This window comes from Streptomyces sp. NPDC019937, from assembly GCF_040631655.1.
Lineage (GTDB): Bacteria > Actinomycetota > Actinomycetes > Streptomycetales > Streptomycetaceae > Streptomyces.
Genome location: NZ_JBEYAL010000010.1, coordinates 155111 through 173691, shown reverse-complemented (window position 1 = coordinate 173691; position 18581 = coordinate 155111). Strand labels below are relative to the sequence as shown.

At 72.2% G+C, this 18581-nt stretch carries 22 protein-coding genes; 11 read left to right on the top strand and 11 right to left on the bottom strand.

The features are described 5' to 3' along the window. The first annotated feature begins 418 nt into the window (after nucleotides 1-418). A complete protein-coding gene (dnaB, locus tag ABZ562_RS12865; RefSeq protein ID WP_361477318.1) occupies nucleotides 419-1909 on the top strand; it encodes a replicative DNA helicase in 1491 nt (496 codons plus the stop codon). A 41-nt stretch (nucleotides 1910-1950) separates the two neighbouring features. Here dnaB and def read toward each other — a convergent pair whose 3' ends face one another. Next, a complete protein-coding gene (def, locus tag ABZ562_RS12860; protein ID WP_361477315.1) occupies nucleotides 1951-2613 on the bottom strand; it encodes a peptide deformylase in 663 nt (220 codons plus the stop codon). 59 nt (nucleotides 2614-2672) lie between these two features. Between def and ABZ562_RS12855 the strand changes: the two genes are divergently transcribed. From ABZ562_RS12855 to ABZ562_RS12845, 3 genes are all read left to right on the top strand, one after another. After that, nucleotides 2673-3257 carry a winged helix-turn-helix domain-containing protein gene (locus ABZ562_RS12855; RefSeq protein ID WP_361477312.1) on the top strand — a complete coding sequence of 195 codons (585 nt, stop codon included), beginning with the start codon at nucleotides 2673-2675 and terminating at the stop codon, nucleotides 3255-3257. Between the two features lie 125 nt (nucleotides 3258-3382). Further along, nucleotides 3383-3985 carry a class I SAM-dependent methyltransferase gene (locus ABZ562_RS12850; protein WP_361477309.1) on the top strand — a complete coding sequence of 201 codons (603 nt, stop codon included), beginning with the start codon at nucleotides 3383-3385 and terminating at the stop codon, nucleotides 3983-3985. Between the two features lie 70 nt (nucleotides 3986-4055). After that, a complete protein-coding gene (locus ABZ562_RS12845) occupies nucleotides 4056-4718 on the top strand; it encodes a class I SAM-dependent methyltransferase (RefSeq protein ID WP_361477306.1) in 663 nt (220 codons plus the stop codon). Between the two features lie 23 nt (nucleotides 4719-4741). Here ABZ562_RS12845 and trxA read toward each other — a convergent pair whose 3' ends face one another. Then, nucleotides 4742-5080, bottom strand: coding sequence for a thioredoxin (trxA, locus tag ABZ562_RS12840; protein ID WP_361477442.1), 339 nt, complete (start codon nucleotides 5078-5080; stop codon nucleotides 4742-4744). 14 nt (nucleotides 5081-5094) lie between these two features. Continuing rightward, complete coding sequence (locus ABZ562_RS12835) at nucleotides 5095-5553, bottom strand: MerR family transcriptional regulator (protein WP_361477303.1); 459 nt, start codon at nucleotides 5551-5553, stop codon at nucleotides 5095-5097. 89 nt (nucleotides 5554-5642) lie between these two features. Between ABZ562_RS12835 and ABZ562_RS12830 the strand changes: the two genes are divergently transcribed. Continuing rightward, nucleotides 5643-7028 (top strand): serine hydrolase domain-containing protein, encoded by a 1386-nt coding sequence (locus ABZ562_RS12830; RefSeq protein WP_361477300.1) that lies wholly within the window; start codon nucleotides 5643-5645, stop codon nucleotides 7026-7028. Between the two features lie 8 nt (nucleotides 7029-7036). Here ABZ562_RS12830 and ABZ562_RS12825 read toward each other — a convergent pair whose 3' ends face one another. Together ABZ562_RS12825 and ABZ562_RS12820 are read right to left on the bottom strand one after the other, a co-directional pair. After that, on the bottom strand, nucleotides 7037-7492 hold the full coding sequence (locus ABZ562_RS12825) for a GNAT family N-acetyltransferase (protein ID WP_361477297.1): 456 nt from the start codon (nucleotides 7490-7492) through the stop codon (nucleotides 7037-7039). After that, entirely contained in the window at nucleotides 7489-8031 is a 543-nt protein-coding gene (locus ABZ562_RS12820; RefSeq protein ID WP_361477293.1) for a DUF2269 domain-containing protein, read from the bottom strand. The genes ABZ562_RS12825 and ABZ562_RS12820 overlap by 4 nt, the downstream gene beginning before the upstream one ends. Before the next feature lie 112 nt (nucleotides 8032-8143). On the opposite strand from ABZ562_RS12820, the gene ABZ562_RS12815 reads away from it, so the two are divergent. The 3 genes from ABZ562_RS12815 to ABZ562_RS12805 all read left to right on the top strand — a co-directional run bounded on the left by ABZ562_RS12815 (nucleotide 8144) and on the right by ABZ562_RS12805 (nucleotide 11733). After that, nucleotides 8144-8776 (top strand): HAD-IB family phosphatase, encoded by a 633-nt coding sequence (locus ABZ562_RS12815; protein WP_361477290.1) that lies wholly within the window; start codon nucleotides 8144-8146, stop codon nucleotides 8774-8776. Nucleotides 8777-9128: 352 nt separating this feature from the next. Continuing rightward, nucleotides 9129-10640 (top strand): globin domain-containing protein, encoded by a 1512-nt coding sequence (locus ABZ562_RS12810; protein WP_361477287.1) that lies wholly within the window; start codon nucleotides 9129-9131, stop codon nucleotides 10638-10640. A 217-nt stretch (nucleotides 10641-10857) separates the two neighbouring features. Continuing rightward, nucleotides 10858-11733: a pyridoxamine 5'-phosphate oxidase family protein gene (locus ABZ562_RS12805; RefSeq protein WP_361477439.1), complete on the top strand. Its 876-nt coding sequence runs from the start codon at nucleotides 10858-10860 to the stop codon at nucleotides 11731-11733. Here ABZ562_RS12805 and ABZ562_RS12800 read toward each other — a convergent pair whose 3' ends face one another. The 5 genes from ABZ562_RS12800 to ABZ562_RS12780 form a co-directional block, all read right to left on the bottom strand. Beyond that, complete coding sequence (locus tag ABZ562_RS12800) at nucleotides 11734-12222, bottom strand: NUDIX hydrolase (RefSeq protein ID WP_361477284.1); 489 nt, start codon at nucleotides 12220-12222, stop codon at nucleotides 11734-11736. A gap of 77 nt (nucleotides 12223-12299) precedes the next feature. Then, nucleotides 12300-13196, bottom strand: a complete 897-nt coding sequence (locus ABZ562_RS12795) for a LysR family transcriptional regulator (protein WP_361477281.1) — start codon at nucleotides 13194-13196, stop codon at nucleotides 12300-12302. A gap of 211 nt (nucleotides 13197-13407) precedes the next feature. Continuing rightward, nucleotides 13408-14541, bottom strand: coding sequence for a cystathionine gamma-lyase (locus ABZ562_RS12790; protein WP_361477278.1), 1134 nt, complete (start codon nucleotides 14539-14541; stop codon nucleotides 13408-13410). Further along, on the bottom strand, nucleotides 14538-15134 hold the full coding sequence (locus ABZ562_RS12785) for a low molecular weight protein-tyrosine-phosphatase (RefSeq protein ID WP_361477275.1): 597 nt from the start codon (nucleotides 15132-15134) through the stop codon (nucleotides 14538-14540). Before ABZ562_RS12785 ends, ABZ562_RS12790 begins: the two co-directional genes overlap by 4 nt. 24 nt (nucleotides 15135-15158) lie before the next feature. Next, nucleotides 15159-15539, bottom strand: a complete 381-nt coding sequence (locus ABZ562_RS12780; protein WP_361477272.1) for a phage holin family protein — start codon at nucleotides 15537-15539, stop codon at nucleotides 15159-15161. Between the two features lie 66 nt (nucleotides 15540-15605). Here ABZ562_RS12780 and ABZ562_RS12775 point away from each other — a divergent pair, with 66 nt between their 5' ends. From ABZ562_RS12775 to ABZ562_RS12765, 3 genes are all read left to right on the top strand, one after another. Further along, the gene (locus tag ABZ562_RS12775) at nucleotides 15606-15923 is read left to right on the top strand and encodes a cupin domain-containing protein (RefSeq protein WP_361477270.1); all 318 of its coding nucleotides are present in this window, start codon (nucleotides 15606-15608) and stop codon (nucleotides 15921-15923) included. A gap of 150 nt (nucleotides 15924-16073) precedes the next feature. Beyond that, entirely contained in the window at nucleotides 16074-16289 is a 216-nt protein-coding gene (locus ABZ562_RS12770) for a DUF5326 family protein (RefSeq protein ID WP_361477267.1), read from the top strand. A gap of 374 nt (nucleotides 16290-16663) precedes the next feature. Then, a complete protein-coding gene (locus tag ABZ562_RS12765) occupies nucleotides 16664-17098 on the top strand; it encodes an SsgA family sporulation/cell division regulator (RefSeq protein WP_361477264.1) in 435 nt (144 codons plus the stop codon). A gap of 6 nt (nucleotides 17099-17104) precedes the next feature. On the opposite strand, the gene ABZ562_RS12760 is transcribed toward ABZ562_RS12765, so the two are convergent. Beyond that, nucleotides 17105-18580, bottom strand: a complete 1476-nt coding sequence (locus ABZ562_RS12760; RefSeq protein ID WP_361477261.1) for a YibE/F family protein — start codon at nucleotides 18578-18580, stop codon at nucleotides 17105-17107. Nucleotide 18581: the final 1 nt, after the last annotated feature.

Sequence of the window (18581 nt, the reverse complement as noted above, 5' to 3'; positions counted from 1 at the left end):
TGCAGTTCTTACATGGCGGCGCTCGCGACGCTCTCCTCTGCGCCGTTTGTCGTGATCTTGCATCGGGTGTGGAAGTTTTTCTTCTGCACAGCCCCTGGATAGAGAAACAGCAGGTCAGCGCGGTAGTCCTGGAGTGATTGTGTGTTTGTCCACAGCACTGTCCCCCGGCCCGTGCACAGGTTCGCGCGACTTCTCCACAGGATGGATCGCATCATCCACATGGCCTGTGGATAACCGAGTTGGCCGGTGGCCCTGACGGGCCTACCGTTATCCGGCGCCCGCCATCTGTTCCGGCCTCGAACCCACCAGAACTCGACGCGTCGTGAGCGGAAGCCGGGCGCCCTGTTTGTCATAGCCGTGTCGTAAGACTTGAGGCGTCGCGGCGAGATCCGTACCGCGGACGGGAGGAGGTGGCGGGGTGAGCGTGCCCGAGCCCATGGACGACCCATGGGCGGACTCCGGTCCGGCCGATTTCCCTGCCCCCCGCTTCCGCCGCGGCGAGGGCGGCGGCCGCGGTGAGGGCGGCCGGGGCCGAGACGACCAGCATGACCGCGGCCGTGACGGCGGCTCGTGGGAAGGGTCCGGCTTCGAGCGCGTCCCCCCGCAGGACCTCGACGCCGAGCAGTCCGTGCTCGGCGGCATGCTGCTCTCCAAGGACGCCATCGCCGATGTGGTGGAGGTCCTCCAGGGCAACGACTTCTACCGGCCCGCCCACGAGACCGTCTACCAGGCCATCCTGGACCTGTACGCGAAGGGCGAGCCGGCCGACCCGATCACGGTCGCGGCCGAGCTGACCAAGCGCGGCGAGATCGCCCGGGTCGGCGGCGCCTCGTATCTGCACACCCTGGTCCAGTCGGTCCCCACCGCGGCCAACGCCGAGTACTACGCCGAGATCGTCCACGAGCGCGCCGTGCTGCGCCGCCTGGTCGAGGCGGGCACCCGCATCACCCAGATGGGATACGCGGCGGACGGGGACGTCGATGAGATCGTCAACAACGCCCAGGCGGAGATCTACGCCGTCACCGAGCAGCGGACCAGTGAGGACTATCTGCCGCTCGGCGACATCATGGAGGGCGCGCTCGACGAGATCGAGGCGATCGGTTCGCGCAGCGGCCAGATGTCCGGGGTGCCCACCGGCTTCACCGACCTGGACTCGCTGACCAACGGCCTCCACCCCGGCCAGATGATCGTCATCGCGGCCCGGCCCGCCATGGGTAAGTCCACCCTCGCCCTCGACTTCGCCCGCGCCTGCTCGATCAAGAACAACATGCCGAGCGTCATCTTCTCCCTGGAGATGGGGCGCAACGAGATCGCGATGCGTCTGCTGTCCGCCGAGGCCCGGGTGGCGCTGCACCATATGCGCTCCGGCAGCATGACCGACGAGGACTGGACCCGGCTCGCCCGGCGGATGCCGGACGTGTCCCAGGCTCCGCTGTACATCGACGACTCGCCGAACCTGTCGATGATGGAGATCCGCGCCAAGTGCCGTCGGCTCAAGCAGCGCAACGATCTGCAGCTGGTCGTCATCGACTACCTCCAGCTGATGCAGTCCGGCGGTGCCCGGCGTCCCGAGAGCCGTCAGCAGGAGGTCTCGGACATGTCGCGAAACCTGAAGCTGCTGGCCAAGGAGCTGGAGGTGCCGGTGATCGCGCTGTCCCAGCTGAACCGTGGCCCCGAGCAGCGCACCGACAAGAAGCCGATGGTCTCGGACCTGCGCGAAAGTGGCTCCATCGAGCAGGACGCCGACATGGTCATCCTGCTGCACCGCGAGGACGCGTACGAGAAGGAGTCCCCGCGCGCGGGCGAGGCCGACCTGATCGTGGCCAAGCACCGTAACGGTCCGACGGCCACCATCACCGTCGCCTTCCAGGGCCACTACTCCCGCTTCGTGGACATGGCCCAGACCTGATCCGCGCGCCCCGCCTTCACAGGGGGACGGCCGACCGGGACCTACGGATTCAGCTGGGCGGCCTTGAGCGCGCGGCGCGCGAAGACGTCCTCGTGGCGCTCTTCCATCTGCCGCAGGGCGTCCTTGCGGTCCCGCTTGGAGAGCCGGTCGAGGTACGTGTGGCCGAGGAGGTGGTCGGCCTCATGCTGCAGACACCGGGCGAAATACCCCGTTCCCTCGATGACGAGCGGGCCGCCGTCCTTGTCGAACCCGCGGACGACCGCCCGATCGGTGCGCGGGACCTCCATGGCGGCACCCGGCACGGACAGACAGCCCTCGGCATCCTCGACGAGGCGGCGGTCGCCCGGATCGGGCAGCTCCAGCACCGGGTTCACGATGTGGCCGACATGCCGGATGCCGCCCTCGTCCGGGCAGTCGTACACGAACAGGCTCAAGGAGACGCCCACCTGATTGGCGGCCAGCCCGGCGCCGTCGGCCACGTACATGGTCAGGAACATGTCGTCGATCAACGCCGAGAGCTCGGGGGTCCCGAACGTGGTGACCTCCCGGCACGGACGGCTCAGGACCTCCTCGCCCACCACCGTGATCCTGCGGACCGCGCCCCGCTCCGCCTCCGGCGGCAGAGCCGGGAAGGTGTCGACGGGGAGGCCCTGCACACGGACCCGCCGGTCGACGGGGCCGGGCCGCTCATGACGCACAGACATGGTGTCCCCCCAAGGGCTCCCGCTTGCCAAGTACTTTGCAAAGTAGCAGGCTTTGCAAAGTGACTGAAGACGACGTCCACGCCGCGCAACGCCGGAGAGCCGGCGCGGGCGAAGAACTGCCCGCGCATCACGTCCGCACCGACCTGCTCGACCTGCTCGCCGAATTCGGCGCCGTCACGGCGACCGAAGCCGCCTCCCGGCTGGGATACAGCTCCGGGCTCTGCTCGTTCCACCTGCGGCAGCTCGCACGCCACGGATACATCGAAGAGGCACCCCACAGCGGGGGCCGGGCACGCCCCTGGCGTCTGAGGCGGCGCACCCCCGAAGCGGCGGCCCGCGGGACCGCGGCGGAGCAATTCGGCGAACTGGCCCGGGGGCTGGAGGACGAGAGCTGGCGGCGATGGCTGACCCAGCGGGACGAGGCGCCGCCGGCATGGCGCCACGACGAAGCCTTCAGCGCCGTCGCCTATCTGACGCCCGAGGAGATGAGCCGGGTCGCGGACGCCATCCGGCGGGCGCTCGCGCCCTACCAGGACCGCGAGCAGCGCCCCCTGGCCCGGCCCGAGGGCGCTCGGCCGGTGGCCCTCATCACCCGGCTCTTCCCCCTCCTGCCCCACTCCCCGGACGACGCGGACCAGGACTGAGGAGGCGCGCCCCCGTCCTTTGCCGTTCCGGCAAGGAATCTTGGCGTGGGGGCGCGGGGGCGGCCACGGTGTGCGCACAGGCCGTGGGCGACCGGCGCCACGGGCCCCTACCGAAGGCAGAGCCGATGGACGCGCAGTTCTGGGACGACATGTATGGCAGCGCCGACCAGCTCCACAGCGGCAACCCCAATGGGGTGCTCGTCACCGAGGTCACCGATCTGCCGCCGGGGCAGGCGCTCGACGTCGGCTGCGGGGAAGGCGCCGACGCCCTCTGGCTGGCCCGGCGCGGCTGGCGGGTCACCGCGCTCGACATCTCCCGGACCGCCCTGGACCGCGCCGCCGCCACGGCCGGGGACCTCTCCGACCGGGTGGCGTGGACCCGGACCGACCTGACCGTAACGCCGCCCCCGGCCGCGGCGTTCGACCTGGTCTCCGCCCAGTACTTCCCGCTCCCGCGCCAGCCGGAGCACACCGCGCTGCGCGGCCTGCTGGGTGCCGTCGCCCCCGGCGGCACCCTGCTCTTCGTCGGTCACGACCTCGCCGACCTGCCCCCGCGCGAGGAACTGGACTTCGACCCCGACGCCTACTACCAGCCGGGCGACATCACCGGGCTCCTCGGCGGCGACTGGACCGTCGAGATCAACGAGACCCGCCCGCGCACCGCCCCCGCCCCGCCCGGCACCCACCACGTCCACGACACCGTCCTGCGAGCGCGGCGCCGTCGGTAAGCCGCCTACGGCGCTCCGCTTCCGGCCATCCGGCAGTGGCCGTCCCGCGCGGGCGCTAGCCTCCCCGTGCATGACCGAGCCAAGCGACCTGCTGACCATCCGGACCTTCTACGACACCATCGCCGAAGACTACGCGGAGCGGTTCAAGTCCCCGCTGGACGACAAGCCGCTGGACCGGGCCATGCTCGGCGCGTTCGCGGACCTCGTGCGGCAGGGCGAGAAGGCTGGGCCGGTCGCCGATCTCGGCTGCGGTCCTGGCCGGGTGACGGCATATCTGCACGGCCTCGGCCTGGACGTCTTCGGTGTCGACCTGTCCTCGAAGATGCTGGCGGTGGCCCGGCGGGAGCATCCGGAGCTGCGGTTCGACGAGGGGTCGATGACCGAGCTGGGCCTGTCGGACGGCGCCCTCGGCGGCATCGTCGCCTACTACTCGCTCATCCACACCCCCGCCGAGCGGCTGCCCGCGGTGCTGGCCGAATTCCACCGGTTGCTGGCCCCGGGTGGCCATCTGCTGGTCGCCTTCCAGGTCGGCGACGAACAGCTGCGCGTGGCCGAACCGTTCGGCCATCCCGTGTCGCTCGATGTCCGCAGGCTGCCGCCCGACGGGATCGCCGGGTTGCTCGGCGGGGCCGGGTTCACCGTGCGGGCCCGGCAGGTGCGCGAGCCCGAGGGCAGGGAGGTGGTTCCGCAGGCCTTCCTCCTGGCCCGTAAGCCGGAAGCCGCGCGGAGGTAGGACCGGGCCCCGCCCGGTGAGGCTCAGAGCAGGTCCTCCAGCTCCTGCACCAGCCGCCGCTTCGGCCGGGCGCCGACCATCGACCGCACCGGTTCGCCCGCCCGGAACAGCATCAGGGTCGGCATCGACAGCACTCCGTACGCCGCCGTCGTCTCCGGGTTGGTGTCCACGTCCAGCTGCACCACCTTCAGCCGGTGCCCCTCCTCCCGGGCGATCTCCGCCAGCACCGGCGCGATCATGTGGCACGGCGGGCACCAGGAGGCGGTGAAGTCCACGAGCACCGGCAGTCCGGCCGTCAGCACCTCCTCGGCGAAGGTGGCGTCCGTGACCGCGGGCACTTCCGCGGCGCGAGTCCGTGTCATCTCGCTCATTCCCCTCATCGTCTTGGGTTCCCGCCGCTCACGGGCGGGTCGTACGGAGTCAGCTCGCAGCGTGGATCCGGCGCCCCGCCGGGCGCCGTCGCCGCCGCCTCCAGCGCCGCGCGGGCCCGCTCCGCCTGGACGAGCTGGGCCCCGACCTGACGCCGTACGGCGCTCAGCCGCGCGATGCAGTCGTCCAGCTCGGCCAGCTTGCGCCGGTAGACCTCCAGCGACGCCGGGCAGGAGTCACCGGCCGGGTGGCCGGAGCGCAGGCACTCCACGAACGGCCGGGTCTCCTCCAGGCCGAAGCCGAAGTCCTGCAGGGTGCGGATCTGGCGGACCAGCCGGAGGTCGTCCTCGTCGTACGCCCGGTACCCGTTGCCGGAGCGCCGCGCGGGCAGCAGTCCGATCGACTCGTAATAGCGCAGGGTGCGGGTGGTGGTACCCGCCCGCTCGGCCAGCTCTCCGATCCGCATGGCTCGACGGTAGACCTTGCCGCCGACGTCAAGGCCAGGCCTTTGCCGTCGCCCCTGACGGCGCGGAATCCGGCCCGTAGGGTGCGGGCATGACCCCATCCGAGGATTGCGCGGAGCTGCTGCCCGCCACCCGCCGCGCCCTGCTCCACCGCGTCGCCGTCGGCCAGTCCGAGGGCCGGACGCCCTCCCTGGTGGGGGCCGTGGTGCGGGAGGGGCGGCTGGTGTGGACGGGGGCGCGGGGCGGTACGGACGGGCGGGAGCCCGACGCCGGCACCCAGTACCGGATCGGTTCGCTGACCAAGACGTTCACCGCGGTGCTGGTGATGCGGCTGCGCGACGAGGGGCTGCTGGACCTCGGGGATCCGCTGACCAAGCATCTGGAGGCGCCCGAGGCGGAGGGCGCGACCGTCGCCCAGCTCCTCGCCCACACCTCGGGACTGGCCGCCGAGGCGCCCGGCCCGTGGTGGGAGCGCACACCGGGCGCGCTGCGCCCCACCACGGCGGATCTCTTCGGCGAGCGCCCCCTCGTCCACCCCGCCGGACGCCGCCACCACTACTCCAACACCGGCTTCGCCCTGCTCGGCGCGCTCGTCGAGCGGCTGCGCGGCGCGGCCTGGGGCGATGTCCTCGCCCGCGAGGTGCTGGAGCCGCTGGGGATGACGCGGACGTCCCCGGAGCCGCGCGCCCCGCACGCCGGGGGCTGGGCCGTCCATCCCTGGGCCGATGTGCTGCTGCCGGAGCCCGCCGAGGACACCGGGCGGATGGCGCCCGCCGGGCAGCTGTGGTCGACCGCCGCCGACCTGGCCCGCTTCGCCGCCTTCCTGCTGGACGGGGACGAGCGGGTGCTCGGCGCCGCGACGCTCGCCGAGATGCGCATGCCCGCCGCCCCGCCCGAGGGCCGGGACCGGGACGGCGGCTACGGGCTCGGGGTGCAGCTGGCACACCGCGAGGGCCGGTTCCTGTACGGCCACGTCGGCTCCATGCCCGGCTTCCTCGCCGCCCTGTGGGTCAGCGAGGACGACCGGCTGGCCGGGATCGCGCTGGCCAACGTCACCTCGGGGCCGTCCGTCGCCTCCGTCGCCGCCGACCTCGTACGGATCACCGCGGAGCACGAGCCGCCCATCCCCGCCCCCTGGCGGCCGCTGCCCGAGGCCGATCCGGAGCTGCTGGCGCTGACCGGGCCCTGGTACTGGGGGCCCACGCCCTTCCTGCTGCGGCTGCGCGCCGACCGGGGCCTGGAGCTGTCGCCGGTCGGCGGGGCGGGCCGCAGCTCGCGCTTCCGGGCCGAGCCGGACGGCACCTGGACCGGCCTCGACGGTTACTACGCGGGGGAGACGCTGCGGGTGGTCGCGGGGCGCGGGGACGGCGCGCCCGGCCATCTCGACCTCGGCACCTTCGTGTTGACGCGGGAGCCGTACGCCCCGGAGGACGCGGTGCCCGGGGGCGTCGATCCGGACGGCTGGCGTCCGCTGTAGCCGTGTGGTCAGGCGAGCGGCAGCTTGAAGCCGATGTGGCTGGCCTCGAAGCCGAGCCGCTCGTAGAAGCGGTGGGCGTCGATGCGGGTCGCGTCCGAGGTGAGCTGCACCAGCGCACAGCCCTGGCGGCGCGACTCCTCGACCGCCCACGCGATCAGCTCGGTGCCCAGACCGTTGCCGCGCTCGTCGGCGTGGATCCGTACGGCCTCGATGATGGAGCGCGTGGCGCCGCGCCGGGAGAGCCCGGGCACCACGGTGAGCTGGAGGGTGCCGACCGTACGCCCGTCCCGGACCGCGACGACCAGGTGCTGGTTCGGGTCCCGGTCCAGCCGCTCGAACGCGGCCCGGTACGGAGCCAGGTCCTCCGGCGACTCCCGCCGGGTGCCCAGGTGATCGTCGGCGAGCATGGCGACGATCGCGGATATGTCCTCGGCGGTCGCGCGCCGGATCTCGAAGTCGGTCACGCCCGCGAGCCTACGCGGCCGCTCCCGGCCCCGCGCAGGCGACCGTTCCCGCGCAGCCGCCGCCCCCGCGCCGTCATGCCCCACGGCTTGATCACCGAGAGGGCGGTGAGGAAGACGTAGACGCCCAGGCTGACCGACGGCGCCAGGACCAGATCCGTCGTGGCGCCGACCGCCCGGCCCGCCGAGACGTCGGCCATGGCCGCGTCGATCCGGGCGCGCAGCGCGAAGGCGGTGGCGGCGGTGGTCACCAGGGTCAGCCAGAACTTCACGTACACCCAGCGGTGCCGGGCCAGGCCCCAGGGCGTGCCGAGGGAGAGCACCACTCCGCTGAGGAGGGAGAGCAGGCTGACCGGGATGAGCAGCCAGTCCCCGAGGACGTTCATCGACCGGTACGCCCCTGCGGCGGCCTCGGCCGATCCGGCCGTGGCCCCGGTGATGCCCAGGGCCAGCACGCCGAGCGTCAGTCCGAGCCAGCCGACGGAGACGACCACATGCACGACGAGGAGGGCCCGGCGCGCGGGCCGTTTCAGCTGTTGCATGCGCTCACGGTGGCCCGCCCGGCCGCCCGCCGCGTCTGACGGCGGGAGTATCCGTGGCTACTCCCGGAATCCAGGGATGACCCGCAGAGGACACGCTCTACGCTCGGTCTCCATGACCAGACTGCATCTGTTCGATCTGGACGGGACGCTGATCCGTGGTTCGGCCGCGGCCATCGAGATATCGCGTCAGCTCGGTGTGGAGCGGGAGATCGGGGAGCTGGAACGGGAGTTCGCGGCGGGCGGGCTGGCCCCGGCGCGGTTCGCGGAGCGGGCCTGTGCGCTGTGGGGCGAGCTGACGCAGGCGCAGGTGGCGGCGGCGTTCGAGGGGGCGCCGTGGCTGACGGGGATTCGGGAGGTGTGGGCGGACATCCGGGCGCGCGGTGAGCGGTGTGCCGTGATCTCGCTCTCGCCCGGGTTCTTCGTGGAGCGGCTGCTGGACTGGGGCGCGGACGCGGCGCACGGGTCGGCGTGGCCGTCGGTGCCGTTCCGGGAGCGGCTGGATCCCGCGGGCATTCTGAACCCGGCCGCTAAGGTGCGGATCGCGGATGAACTCTGTGGGAAGTTCGGGTTGACCAGGGCGGACTGCGTCGCCTACGGGGATTCGATGTCGGATGCCGAGCTGTTCGCGGTGGTGCCCTTCTCGGTCGCGGTGAACGCGGATCACCATGTGAGCGAAATCGCATCCGGCTGGTATCGCGGCAACGATCTCCGAGAGGCTTACGAAATAGCGGGTAACTGCACGTAACTACGGGTAATTACGCGAGTTGCCAGGTGTAACGGATGCGGCATCCATAGGGCTTGTGAATTCATCCGGGCCCGGTAGGGTCGGGACAGTTCCGTCCCGGCAAAGCCGTGGCGGGACCACAACCGGGCAACCCGCTCCAACCAGCATATCGGGAACACAGCCCCTGTTACCCGGACTTCGGGCGAAGTTCTCGGGTGCGGAAGGAGCGTGGCATGCTGCCCGGATACAGAGTACGGAGCGGGCCGACAGGACCAATCTCACGTGAACCAGTCGACCAGAGCGGGGAATTGCGGGCACATTCCGGCAGCGGAAGTGCGAAGACCGACAGAAAGATGTTCGAGGCGAGGCAACCATGGACGCTCCGACCACCACATCGTCGGCCGGTAACGACGGCGGGGGAAACAGTGGCGACTGGGGTTGGTTCACCCCGAGCAGGAAACCGGCCGATGACCAGCCCCGTTCCCCGGAAGCGGACGGCGCGTCCGAGGACCGGGCGGCCGGCCGCCGGGTGAGCCCGATACACCCGGCCGGTACGCAGGCCGAGCGCCGCGCGGCGCCGCCCGTACCGGCCCCCGCCTCCCCCATCGCCCCCGCGTCCGCCGTGCCGCCCGCGTCCGCGGTGCCGCCCGAGACGGGGCGCGAGGCCGGGCGCGAGGAGCATCAGCGCCCCGACGAGGCGTCGGCCCCGCACCGCGCGCGCCCGGCCGCCGAGTCCGTCTTCACCGCGCCCGAGACCGCCTCGCCCGACGCGATCCTGCTGCGCCGCACCATGGCCGAGATCGAGCCGGTGAGCGACAAGGTCACCTCGTACTTCTACGCGCTCCTCTTCGTCCAGCACCCCGAGCTGCGGCCGCTCTTCCCGGCCGCCATGGACGCCCAGCGCGACCGGCTGTTCAAGGCGATCCTCACCGCCGCCCGGCTCATCGACGATCACGACATCCTCAGCGACTTCCTGTCCCGGCTCGGCCGCGGGCACCGCAAGTACGGCACCCAGCCCGAGCACTATCCGGCCGTCGGCGAGTGCCTGATCGCCGCGCTGACCCGGTACGCGACCAGCACCTGGAGCGACGAGGCCGAGGCGGCCTGGGTCCGGGCCTACACCTCGATCTCCCAGATCATGATCGACGCGGCGGCCGAGGACGAGCTGCGCGCGCCCGCGTGGTGGCAGGCCGAGGTCGTCGGGCACGAATCGCGCACGGCCGACATCGCCGTCATCACCGTCCGCCCGGACCAGCCGTACCCCTTCCTCGCGGGCCAGTACACCTCGGTGGAGACCCCCTGGTGGCCGCGGGTGTGGCGGCACTACTCCTTCGCCTCCGCGCCCCGCGCCGACGGGCTGCTGTCCTTCCACGTGAAGGCGATACCGGCCGGCTGGGTCTCCTCCGCGCTGGTGCACCGCGCCCGCCCCGGCGATGTGATCCGCCTCGGACCGCCCGCCGGTTCGATGACGGTCGACCACGCGTCCGACAACGGGCTGCTGTGCCTGGGCGGCGGCACCGGTATCGCACCGATCAAGGCGCTGGTCGAGGACGTCGCCGAGCACGGCCGCCAGCGGGCGGTCGAGGTCTTCTACGGCGCCCGCAGCGACCACGACCTCTACGACATCGACACCATGCTGCGGCTCGCCCAGCGGCACCCCTGGCTCTCGGTCCGTCCGGTGGTCTCCGACGGCCCGACGAGCGGACTCAGCGGCAGACTTCCGGACGCCGTGCGGCAGTACGGCCCGTGGAACGCGTTCGACGCCTACCTCTCCGGCCCGCCCGGCATGATCCGCAGCGGTGTGGACGCCCTGATGGGCGTCGGCGTCCCGTCCCATCGCATCCGGCACGACTCCATCGAAGAGCTGATGGCGGCGGCGGAGTAGCGCGGGGCAGGGCGGCGGAGCGGTCAGGAAACGTGGCGGTAGACAGACGGCGATGTCAGGACGGGGACGAGGGACTGTGGACGACGTCGGGCACGAGAGGGCGGCCGCGCCGGCACCCGGCCACCGTGCGGAGCGCCTGGAGCGCCCGGAGCACCTGGAGAGTACGGACCGCGCGGACCGTCCGGGGAGCGACGGTGAGCACCTCCTCCAGCAGCGCCTGGGCACGGCCGACCGTGCCGACCGCTTCTACGACCAGCAGGTGCTGGACCACCTCAACGTCCGGATGCGGGAGTTCATCGCGCGCCAGGAGATGTTCTTCCTGGCCACCGCCGACCGGCACGGGGAGTGCGACAGCACCTTCCGGGCCGGGCCGCCCGGCTTTCTGAGCGTGCTCGACGGACGCACCCTCGCCTACCCCGAATACCGGGGGAACGGCGTGCTGGCCAGCCTCGGCAACATCGAGGAGAACCCGCACGTCGGCATCATGCTGATCGACTTCTTCCGCGACCGCATCGGACTGCACGTCAACGGCTGGGCCCGGGTGGTCCAGGACGACGAGATGCGCGCCCGCCACCCCGGCCTGCCGGTCGACCCGGTACCCGGCCGCCGCGCGGTCGTATGGGTCGAGGTGACCGTCGAGGAGGCGTACATCCACTGCGCCAAGCACATCCCCCATCTGCAGAAGGTGCCCACGCGGCGGCACGCCCGCGCGGGGGACGGGCCGGGCCCCGACCGGCCCCGTGACCCGCAGCAGGGCCGGGCCTGGGGGACGGACGACGCCAAGCGCAAGGGGGGCGACTTCTTCGGCGCCGCCGCGGAGGCGCGCGAGCGGCGCCGTACGCCCCCTGCCGAGCCTGCCGCCGAGTCCTCCGCCGAGATTCCCGCCGTGCCCCCCGCCGCGCCGGCGGCCCCGGTACCGGCTGCTCAGGCGCCCGCGCCCCGGGCACCGGTTCCCACCGAGTGGGTTTCGGGGCCGGAACTGCCGGCGGCGCGTCCCGAGAAGTGGCTGGAGGAGGCCGAGCGGGTGCTCGCCGACGCCCGCCGACGGGCGGTGGAGAAGGGACCGCAGCCGTTCAGCGGCTGGTTCCGCTGATCAGCCGAGGTCGTCGGCGAGCAGGGCGCGCACGCCCTCGACGTTGGCGTCGAGATAGGCGCGCAGCGACGGCGGCACCATGCCGACGGAGGCGATCCCCTCCCGGGTGAACGGGATCCGCACCACCTCGTACTCCCCGCAGGGCTCCTCCACCTCCGGGCCGTGCCGCCGGCTGAGGTCCATCGAGGCGAGTCTGCAGACGAAGAAGTGCTGCACCTTGACCCCGTCCGGGATGCCCCCCTCCGGGTGCGGAACGGTGTCGACGAAGGCGGGGACCACGTCCGTCACCTTCGCGCCCAGCTCCTCGTCCACCTCGCGGTGCAGGGCCTCGACGACGGTGCCGTCCTCGGGCTCCACACCGCCGCCGGGAGTGATCCAGTACGGCTGCTGACCGGGCTTGGTCCGCTTGATCAGGATCATGCGCGGGTCGGTGTCGCCGTCGAGCAGGATGGCACGGGCGGTGCGTTTGACCACGGGTCGTTCGGTCATGCAGGACATCTGCCGCAGCCGTCCCCGGCTGAAACCCCATGCTCACCAGTGGACAGGGGTTCACCGGGGGACAAGGCTCACCAGTCGACGGCGGCGCGCAGCAGCCACTCGTGCGCCCGGGCGACATGCGGCACCGCGAGCCCGCCGGTCCGCACCACCAGGAAGTAGGTGCGCAGCGGCGGCACCGGCGGGTTGAGCAGCGCCACCACCTCCCCGGCGTCGAGGGCGTCCATACACAGATAGCGCGGCAGCACGCCGAGCCCCGCGCCCTCCGCGACGCATGCCAGCACCGCCCGCAGATCGGGGGCGATGACCGTGCCGGAGGTGACCGGGCGGGCGTCGAAGACGGCCGACCAGTAGCGGCTGACCAGCGGCAGGCTCTCGTGGACCTCGACCACGGGCAGCGCCTCCAGCGCGCTCGCGCCCTTGACCTGGAGCACCGCGGAGCCGCCGAGCCGGGCCGCCCAGCGCGGGGAGGCGATCAGCACGTGCTCCTCGTCGCACAGCGGGGTGGCGGCCAGCAGCCGCCCGCGCGGCCGGGCGGTGCTGATGGCCAGGTCGTGGTGGCCCGCCCCGAGCCCCTTGAACAGCTCCTCGGAGGCGCCGAAGGCGCACCGCAGCGCCAGTCCCCGGGTGACGAGCGTGGTGAGCGCGGGCAGCGCGCGCAGCGCGGTGAACTCCGGGGGACCGGCGAGGTGCAGGGTGCGCAGTGTGGAGTGGTCGTCGAGACCGGCCTCGGTGATCTCCACGAGCGCGTCGAGGTGCGGTGCGGTCTTGTGGGCCAGCTCCTCCCCGACGGTGGTGGGGATGACCCCGCGCGCCGTACGGAGGAACAGCGGCCGCCCCACCTGCCGCTCCAGGGTGCGGATCTGGCCGGTGACGGCGGGCTGGGAGAGGCCGAGCAGCGCGGCGGCACGGGTGAAGGAGCCGGCGCGGTGCACCGTGACAAACGTGCGTAAGAGGGCCAGATCCATGCGGTTCCCCTCGTCTCGGCGCACCCCCGCCGCATGCCAACTATAAATATGCCGATAGGTCCATGTCGCTACTGTGATTGGACACTGACGCTGAGTCAACTAGCCTTGTTCAAGCGGTTCTCCACGAGAAGAACCGGGGCGTCTCAAGCCACGAGGGGGGAGGCTTGAGACGCCCGTCAGGCGTACCCGCGCGCACGCCGTACGGCGAGTTTCAGCCGCCTTCGCGCGCAGCGTCGAGCGCGCGCCGCACGTCCGCGATCAGGTCGTTCGGGTCCTCGGCGCCCACCGAGAAGCGGATGAAGCCCTCGGCCACCGCGTCGCCGCCCCACCGGCCGCGCCGCTCGGCGGTGGAGCGCACGCCGCCGAAGCTGGTGGCGTCGTCGACCAGCCGCAGCGCGGCGAGGAACCGCTCCGCGTGCTCCTTGCCAGGCAGGGTGAAGGAGACCACACAGCCGAAGCGCCCGCCGCGCATCTGCCCGGCCGCGACCGGGTGCGCCGGATCGTCCGGCAGCCCGGGGTGGCGCAGGCCGGTGACCTCGGGCCGGTCGCGCAGCGCCCCGGCGAGGGCGAGGGCGGTCCGGGCCTGCCGGTCCACGCGCAGCGGGAGGGTGGCCAGGGAGCGGTGGGCGAGCCAGGCCTCCATGGGGCCGGGGATCGCGCCGACGGTCTTGCGCCAGCCGCGCACGGCGGCGGCCAGCCGCGGATCGCGGCAGGTGACGTAGCCGAGCAGGACGTCGCCGTGGCCGGTGAGCGCCTTGGTGCCGCTCGCCACGGAGAAGTCCGCGCCCAGGTCCAGGGGGCGCTGGCCGATCGGGGTGGCGAGGGTGTTGTCGACGGCGACCAGCGCGCCGCGCGCGTGCGCGGCCTCGGCGAGCGCGCGGATGTCGCACACGTCGAGGCCGGGGTTGGACGGGGTCTCCAGCCACAGCAGCCCGGTGGTGTCGTCCAGGGCCGCCAGCTGGGCGTCGCCGGCGGTCGGGGCGGTGCGCACCCGGACGCCGAAGCTCCGCAGCCGCTCGGCGAGGGCCGGGAGCAGCTGGTAGCCGTCGGACGGCAGGACGGCGGTGTCGCCCTGCCGCAGCTGGGACAGGAGGACGGCGGCGATCGCGCCCATGCCGGAGGCGAAGACGACGGTCTCGGCGTCGGCGTCCGGGGACTCCAGCTCGCTGATCGCCCGCTCCAGCCGGGACCAGGTGGGGTTGGCGTCGCGGCCGTAGGTGAAGGGCCCGGCGGCGTCGCCGGGGAGGTGGTAGTGCGCGGCGAAGACGGGGCCGGGCAGCGCCGGTTCGTACGCCTCCGCCTCGGGCAGTCCGGCACGGACGGCCCGGGTGCCGTCGCCGGTCATACGCGCTCCTCGTCGGACGTGACGGACGTGCCGGACGCCGGAGACCCGGCGCTCGCGGGGGACCCGGCGCTCGCCCCCGTCCTGGCACCGGCGTCGAGGGCCTCGGCGATCGCGTCCAGCAGTCCGCCGCTCGCGGCCTCGACCATCTCCAGGACCTCTTCGAAGTCGTCCGTCCCGCCGAAGTACGGGTCCGGTACGTCCAGACCGCCCGGCGCGTCCCGGTCGGCGTCCGGGTCGTAGTCGCGCAGCAGCCGCACCTTCGCGGCGTCCCCCGGGGTCGGCGCCAGGGCGCGCAGGTCCCGCAGATGGCCGCTGTCCAGCGCGATCACCAGATCGAGGTGATCGAACCACGCGGGCTGGAACTGCCGCGCGATGTGATCCTGCTCATAGCCGTGGTCGGTGAGCACGGCGATCGCGCGGCGGTCGGCCCCGTCGCCCTCGTGCCAGGGGCCGGTGCCCGCACTGTCCAGTTCGACGAGGCCGTCCCATCCGGCTTCCGCGACATGGGCGCGGACGATGGATTCGGCCATCGGCGAGCGGCATATGTTGCCGGTGCAGACGAAGCAGACACGAAAAGGCGACGGGGCTCTCATACCTGTCATCATCCCCGGCCGCGGTCAGTCCTTGTCATCGGGAAGGACGACGTGCAGCGCCCAGGCGACTATGGAAACGATCAGGCCACCGAGGACGGCCGTTCCGAAGCCTTCGACGTGGAAGCTGAGATCGAATTTCCCGGCCAGCCAGGACGTCAGCAGCAGCATCAGGGCGTTGATCACCAGGGTGATCAGCCCGAGCGTGAGGATGAACAGCGGAAATGCCAGCAGTTTGACGACCGGCTTCACCACCACGTTCACCACGCCGAAGAGCAGGGCGACGAGAATGAGGGTGATCGTCTTACGTCCGGTGTTCTCACCGGTCAGCGTGATGTCCTTGAGCAGCCAGATGGCGACGCCGAGGGCGCCGGCGTTGGCGAGCGTCTTGACGAGCAAATTCTTCATGGTTGAGATCGTCGCAGACAGGCCCGGCGACGGGCAGGGGCAGTGCAGGCAGGGGTGGAGAGGCGAATGAAGGCGTTCCGGCTGGACGAGCTGGAGGCGGAGCGGGCCGCGAACGAGGGCGCGTATCTGCAGTTCCTGCGCGAGCGGAACATGTCGGTCGGGCTGTACGCGCTGAACGCGGGCCAGACCGATCCGCAGGCGCCGCACCGCCAGGACGAGGTGTACCTGGTGATGAGCGGCCGGGCGTCGATCACGGTCGGCATGGAGACGACGCAGGTGGCGCGCGGCAGTGTGGTGTACGTACCGGCGGGGGTGGCGCACAAGTTCCACCACATCACCGAGGACCTGCGGGTCATGGTGGTGTTCTCTCCCCCGGAGAGCTGACGGGAGCGCTCCGCGTCCCCTACGGGTACGGTCAGGGACGGACGGGGGGTGGAAGACCTCCGTCCGCTTCCTGCCCGCCCTAGCATCGAGGGCAGGGGGACCGGAGCCGTGAGGCCGGCCCCGCCAGCCAGAACGAGGCAAGGAGCGCACGTGGCCGCGAAGGGGATATTCCAGGGCTTGCCGTGGTGGGTGACATGGATCGCGGTGCCGGTTCTCGTCCTCGCCGTCTTCGGCGGGCTGATCACGAGCGTGGTCGGCTTCGTGGTCGGCCTGCTCTTCAAGGCGCTGCTGCTGGTGGCGCTGATCGGCGGTCTGATCTACGTCGTACGGAAGTTCACCTCGTCCTCGTCGCGCAACGACTGGTGAGCCGCCGCCGGTGACCCCGCGGCCTCGCCCGGCGGGTACGCCGCGCGAGGGATACCGCGGAGCCAAACATCGGCCCTGCGGCACCACTGTGGTTAGAGTGCGAGTCCGCGACGTTCCCCATCTCGGCGTCTGCCTCGCAACAACACCCCGGGGGTGCCTGTTGACGACAGCGAACATCGACACGGCCGCTGGACCGGCCCTGATCGCCCGCGCACCGGGCCGGCGTCGCCCGGCCCGGTGGGTTCCACCACGGCAACACTGGCCATTTCCGTTCCCTCACATGAGGCAAAGCGACTCCGCCCCGCAGTCGAGTCGCTACGCTCCAGAGTCGGCGGCCAAGTCTGAACTACCCGGGGCGGCGAACGATGCGTGACATGCGTGACACAGTCCAGGCGGAAGTGACGATGACCTTTCTGGTCTCGCAGGAACTGTCCTTCCGGATCCCGGTCGAGCTGTCGTACGACAGCGGCGACCCCTACGCGGTCGAGATCACCTTCCACTTGCCCGGCGACGCGCCGGTGAGCTGGGCCTTCGCCCGTGAGCTGCTGCTGGACGGGCTCAGCAAACCCTCCGGCGAGGGCGATGTGCGGATCGCTCCGGCCGCGCCCGAAGGACTCTCGGACGTGTTCATCAGACTGCAGGTGGGGTCCGAGAGAGCGCTGTTCCGGGCCGGGGCGGCGCCGCTGGTGGCCTTCCTGGACCGTACGGACCGGCTCGTCCCGTTCGGTGAGGAGCCCGCGGCCTGCGATCCGGTCGGCGACCTCGACGCCGAACTGGACCGCATCCTGGCCGAGGACCGCTTCGCGTAGCGCCGGTCAGCGTGCGCGCGCCCGGCGGCGCCGCCCGCGCCCCCGTCCGCCCCCGCTCACTGCCCCCTTGTCCGCGGCGTTCCCGTGCGCCGCACTCCCGCTCGGCGCGCCGCCGCTCGCCCCGCCGCCGTCCGGCGCGTGGTCCGCGGAGACCACCAGCACGGCCAGCGCCGTGGTCACCGGCACCGAGGCGACCAGCCCGATGCTGCCCACCAGCGTGCGGACGATCTCCTCCGCGACGATCTCGCTCGTCGCCACCGTTCCCACCCCGCTGTCCGCGATCGAGAAGAGGAGCAGCAGCGGGAGCGAGGCGCCCGCGTACGCCAGCACCAGGGTGTTCACGACGGACGCGATGTGGTCCCGCCCGATGCGCATCGCGGCCGCGTAGAGCTTGCGGCGGCTCGTCGTGGGGTCCGCCTCCCGCAGTTCCCACACCGCCGAGGTCTGGGTGACCGTCACATCGTCCAGCACCCCCAGCGAACCGATGATCACCCCTGCCAGCAGCAGTCCCTTGATCTCGATGCCCGGATAGAGGCCGTGCACCAGCCCGGTCTGGTCGTCGGTGTTGCCGGTCAGCGCCGCCCAGCCGATGAACAGCGAGCCGAGCACCCCGATCAGCAGCAGCGAGACCAGGGTGCCGAGCACCGCGACCGAGGTCCGGGCGCTCAGCCCGTGACACATGTACAGCGCGAGCAGCATGATCGCGCTGCCCCCGATGACCGCCACCACCAGCGGATTGGAGCCCTGCAGTATCGCCGGGAGGATGAACAGCGTCAGCACCCCGAAGCTGATCGCCAGCGCCACCAGCGCGAAGACGCCGCGCAGCCGGCCGACGGCCACGACCACGAGCGCGAACAGCCCGGCGAGCAGCGCCATCGGGAACGAGCGGTCCACGTCCGAGACCGAGTACTGGAGATTCTTCGGCGCCTTGGGCGCGTAACTCAGCTTCAGCTCCTGCCCGGCGCTGAACTTCCGTGAGGCGTTCGGCTGGACGATCTCGGGGAACGTACGGCCCTTGTCCTTGCCCGAGGTGACCTCGATGGTGGCCCGCTCGCAGACGCTCTTCCCGCCGCCGGTGGCCCCGCCGCCGCTTCCGCCGGCCGCGCCGCCCGTCCCGCCGCCGGGCGCCGGGGCGCCGCCCTGCTGACCCGGCTCGGTGGGGGCCTGCGGCTGCGCGTTGACGTCGGCGCAGTCGACCTCCTCCACCTTCACCACCCGCCCGGCGGCCGTCTCCTGGTCGAAGCCGAGCCCGCTGCGGCCGTGCGTGGTGTGCTCGGGGCTGCCCGGCCACAGCGCGACCAGCCCGGCGAGGACGGCGACGGCGAAGGGGATGAGCACCACCGCGATGACCTTGCGGAGGCGTGCGGAGACGGGGGCGGCCGGACCGTGCGCATGGGCATGGCTGTGGCCGTGGGAGTGGGAGTGGGCCTGGCCGGGCACGCGGGGCTGCTCGGGCGGATGGTCCTGCTGTGTCGCGGTCACC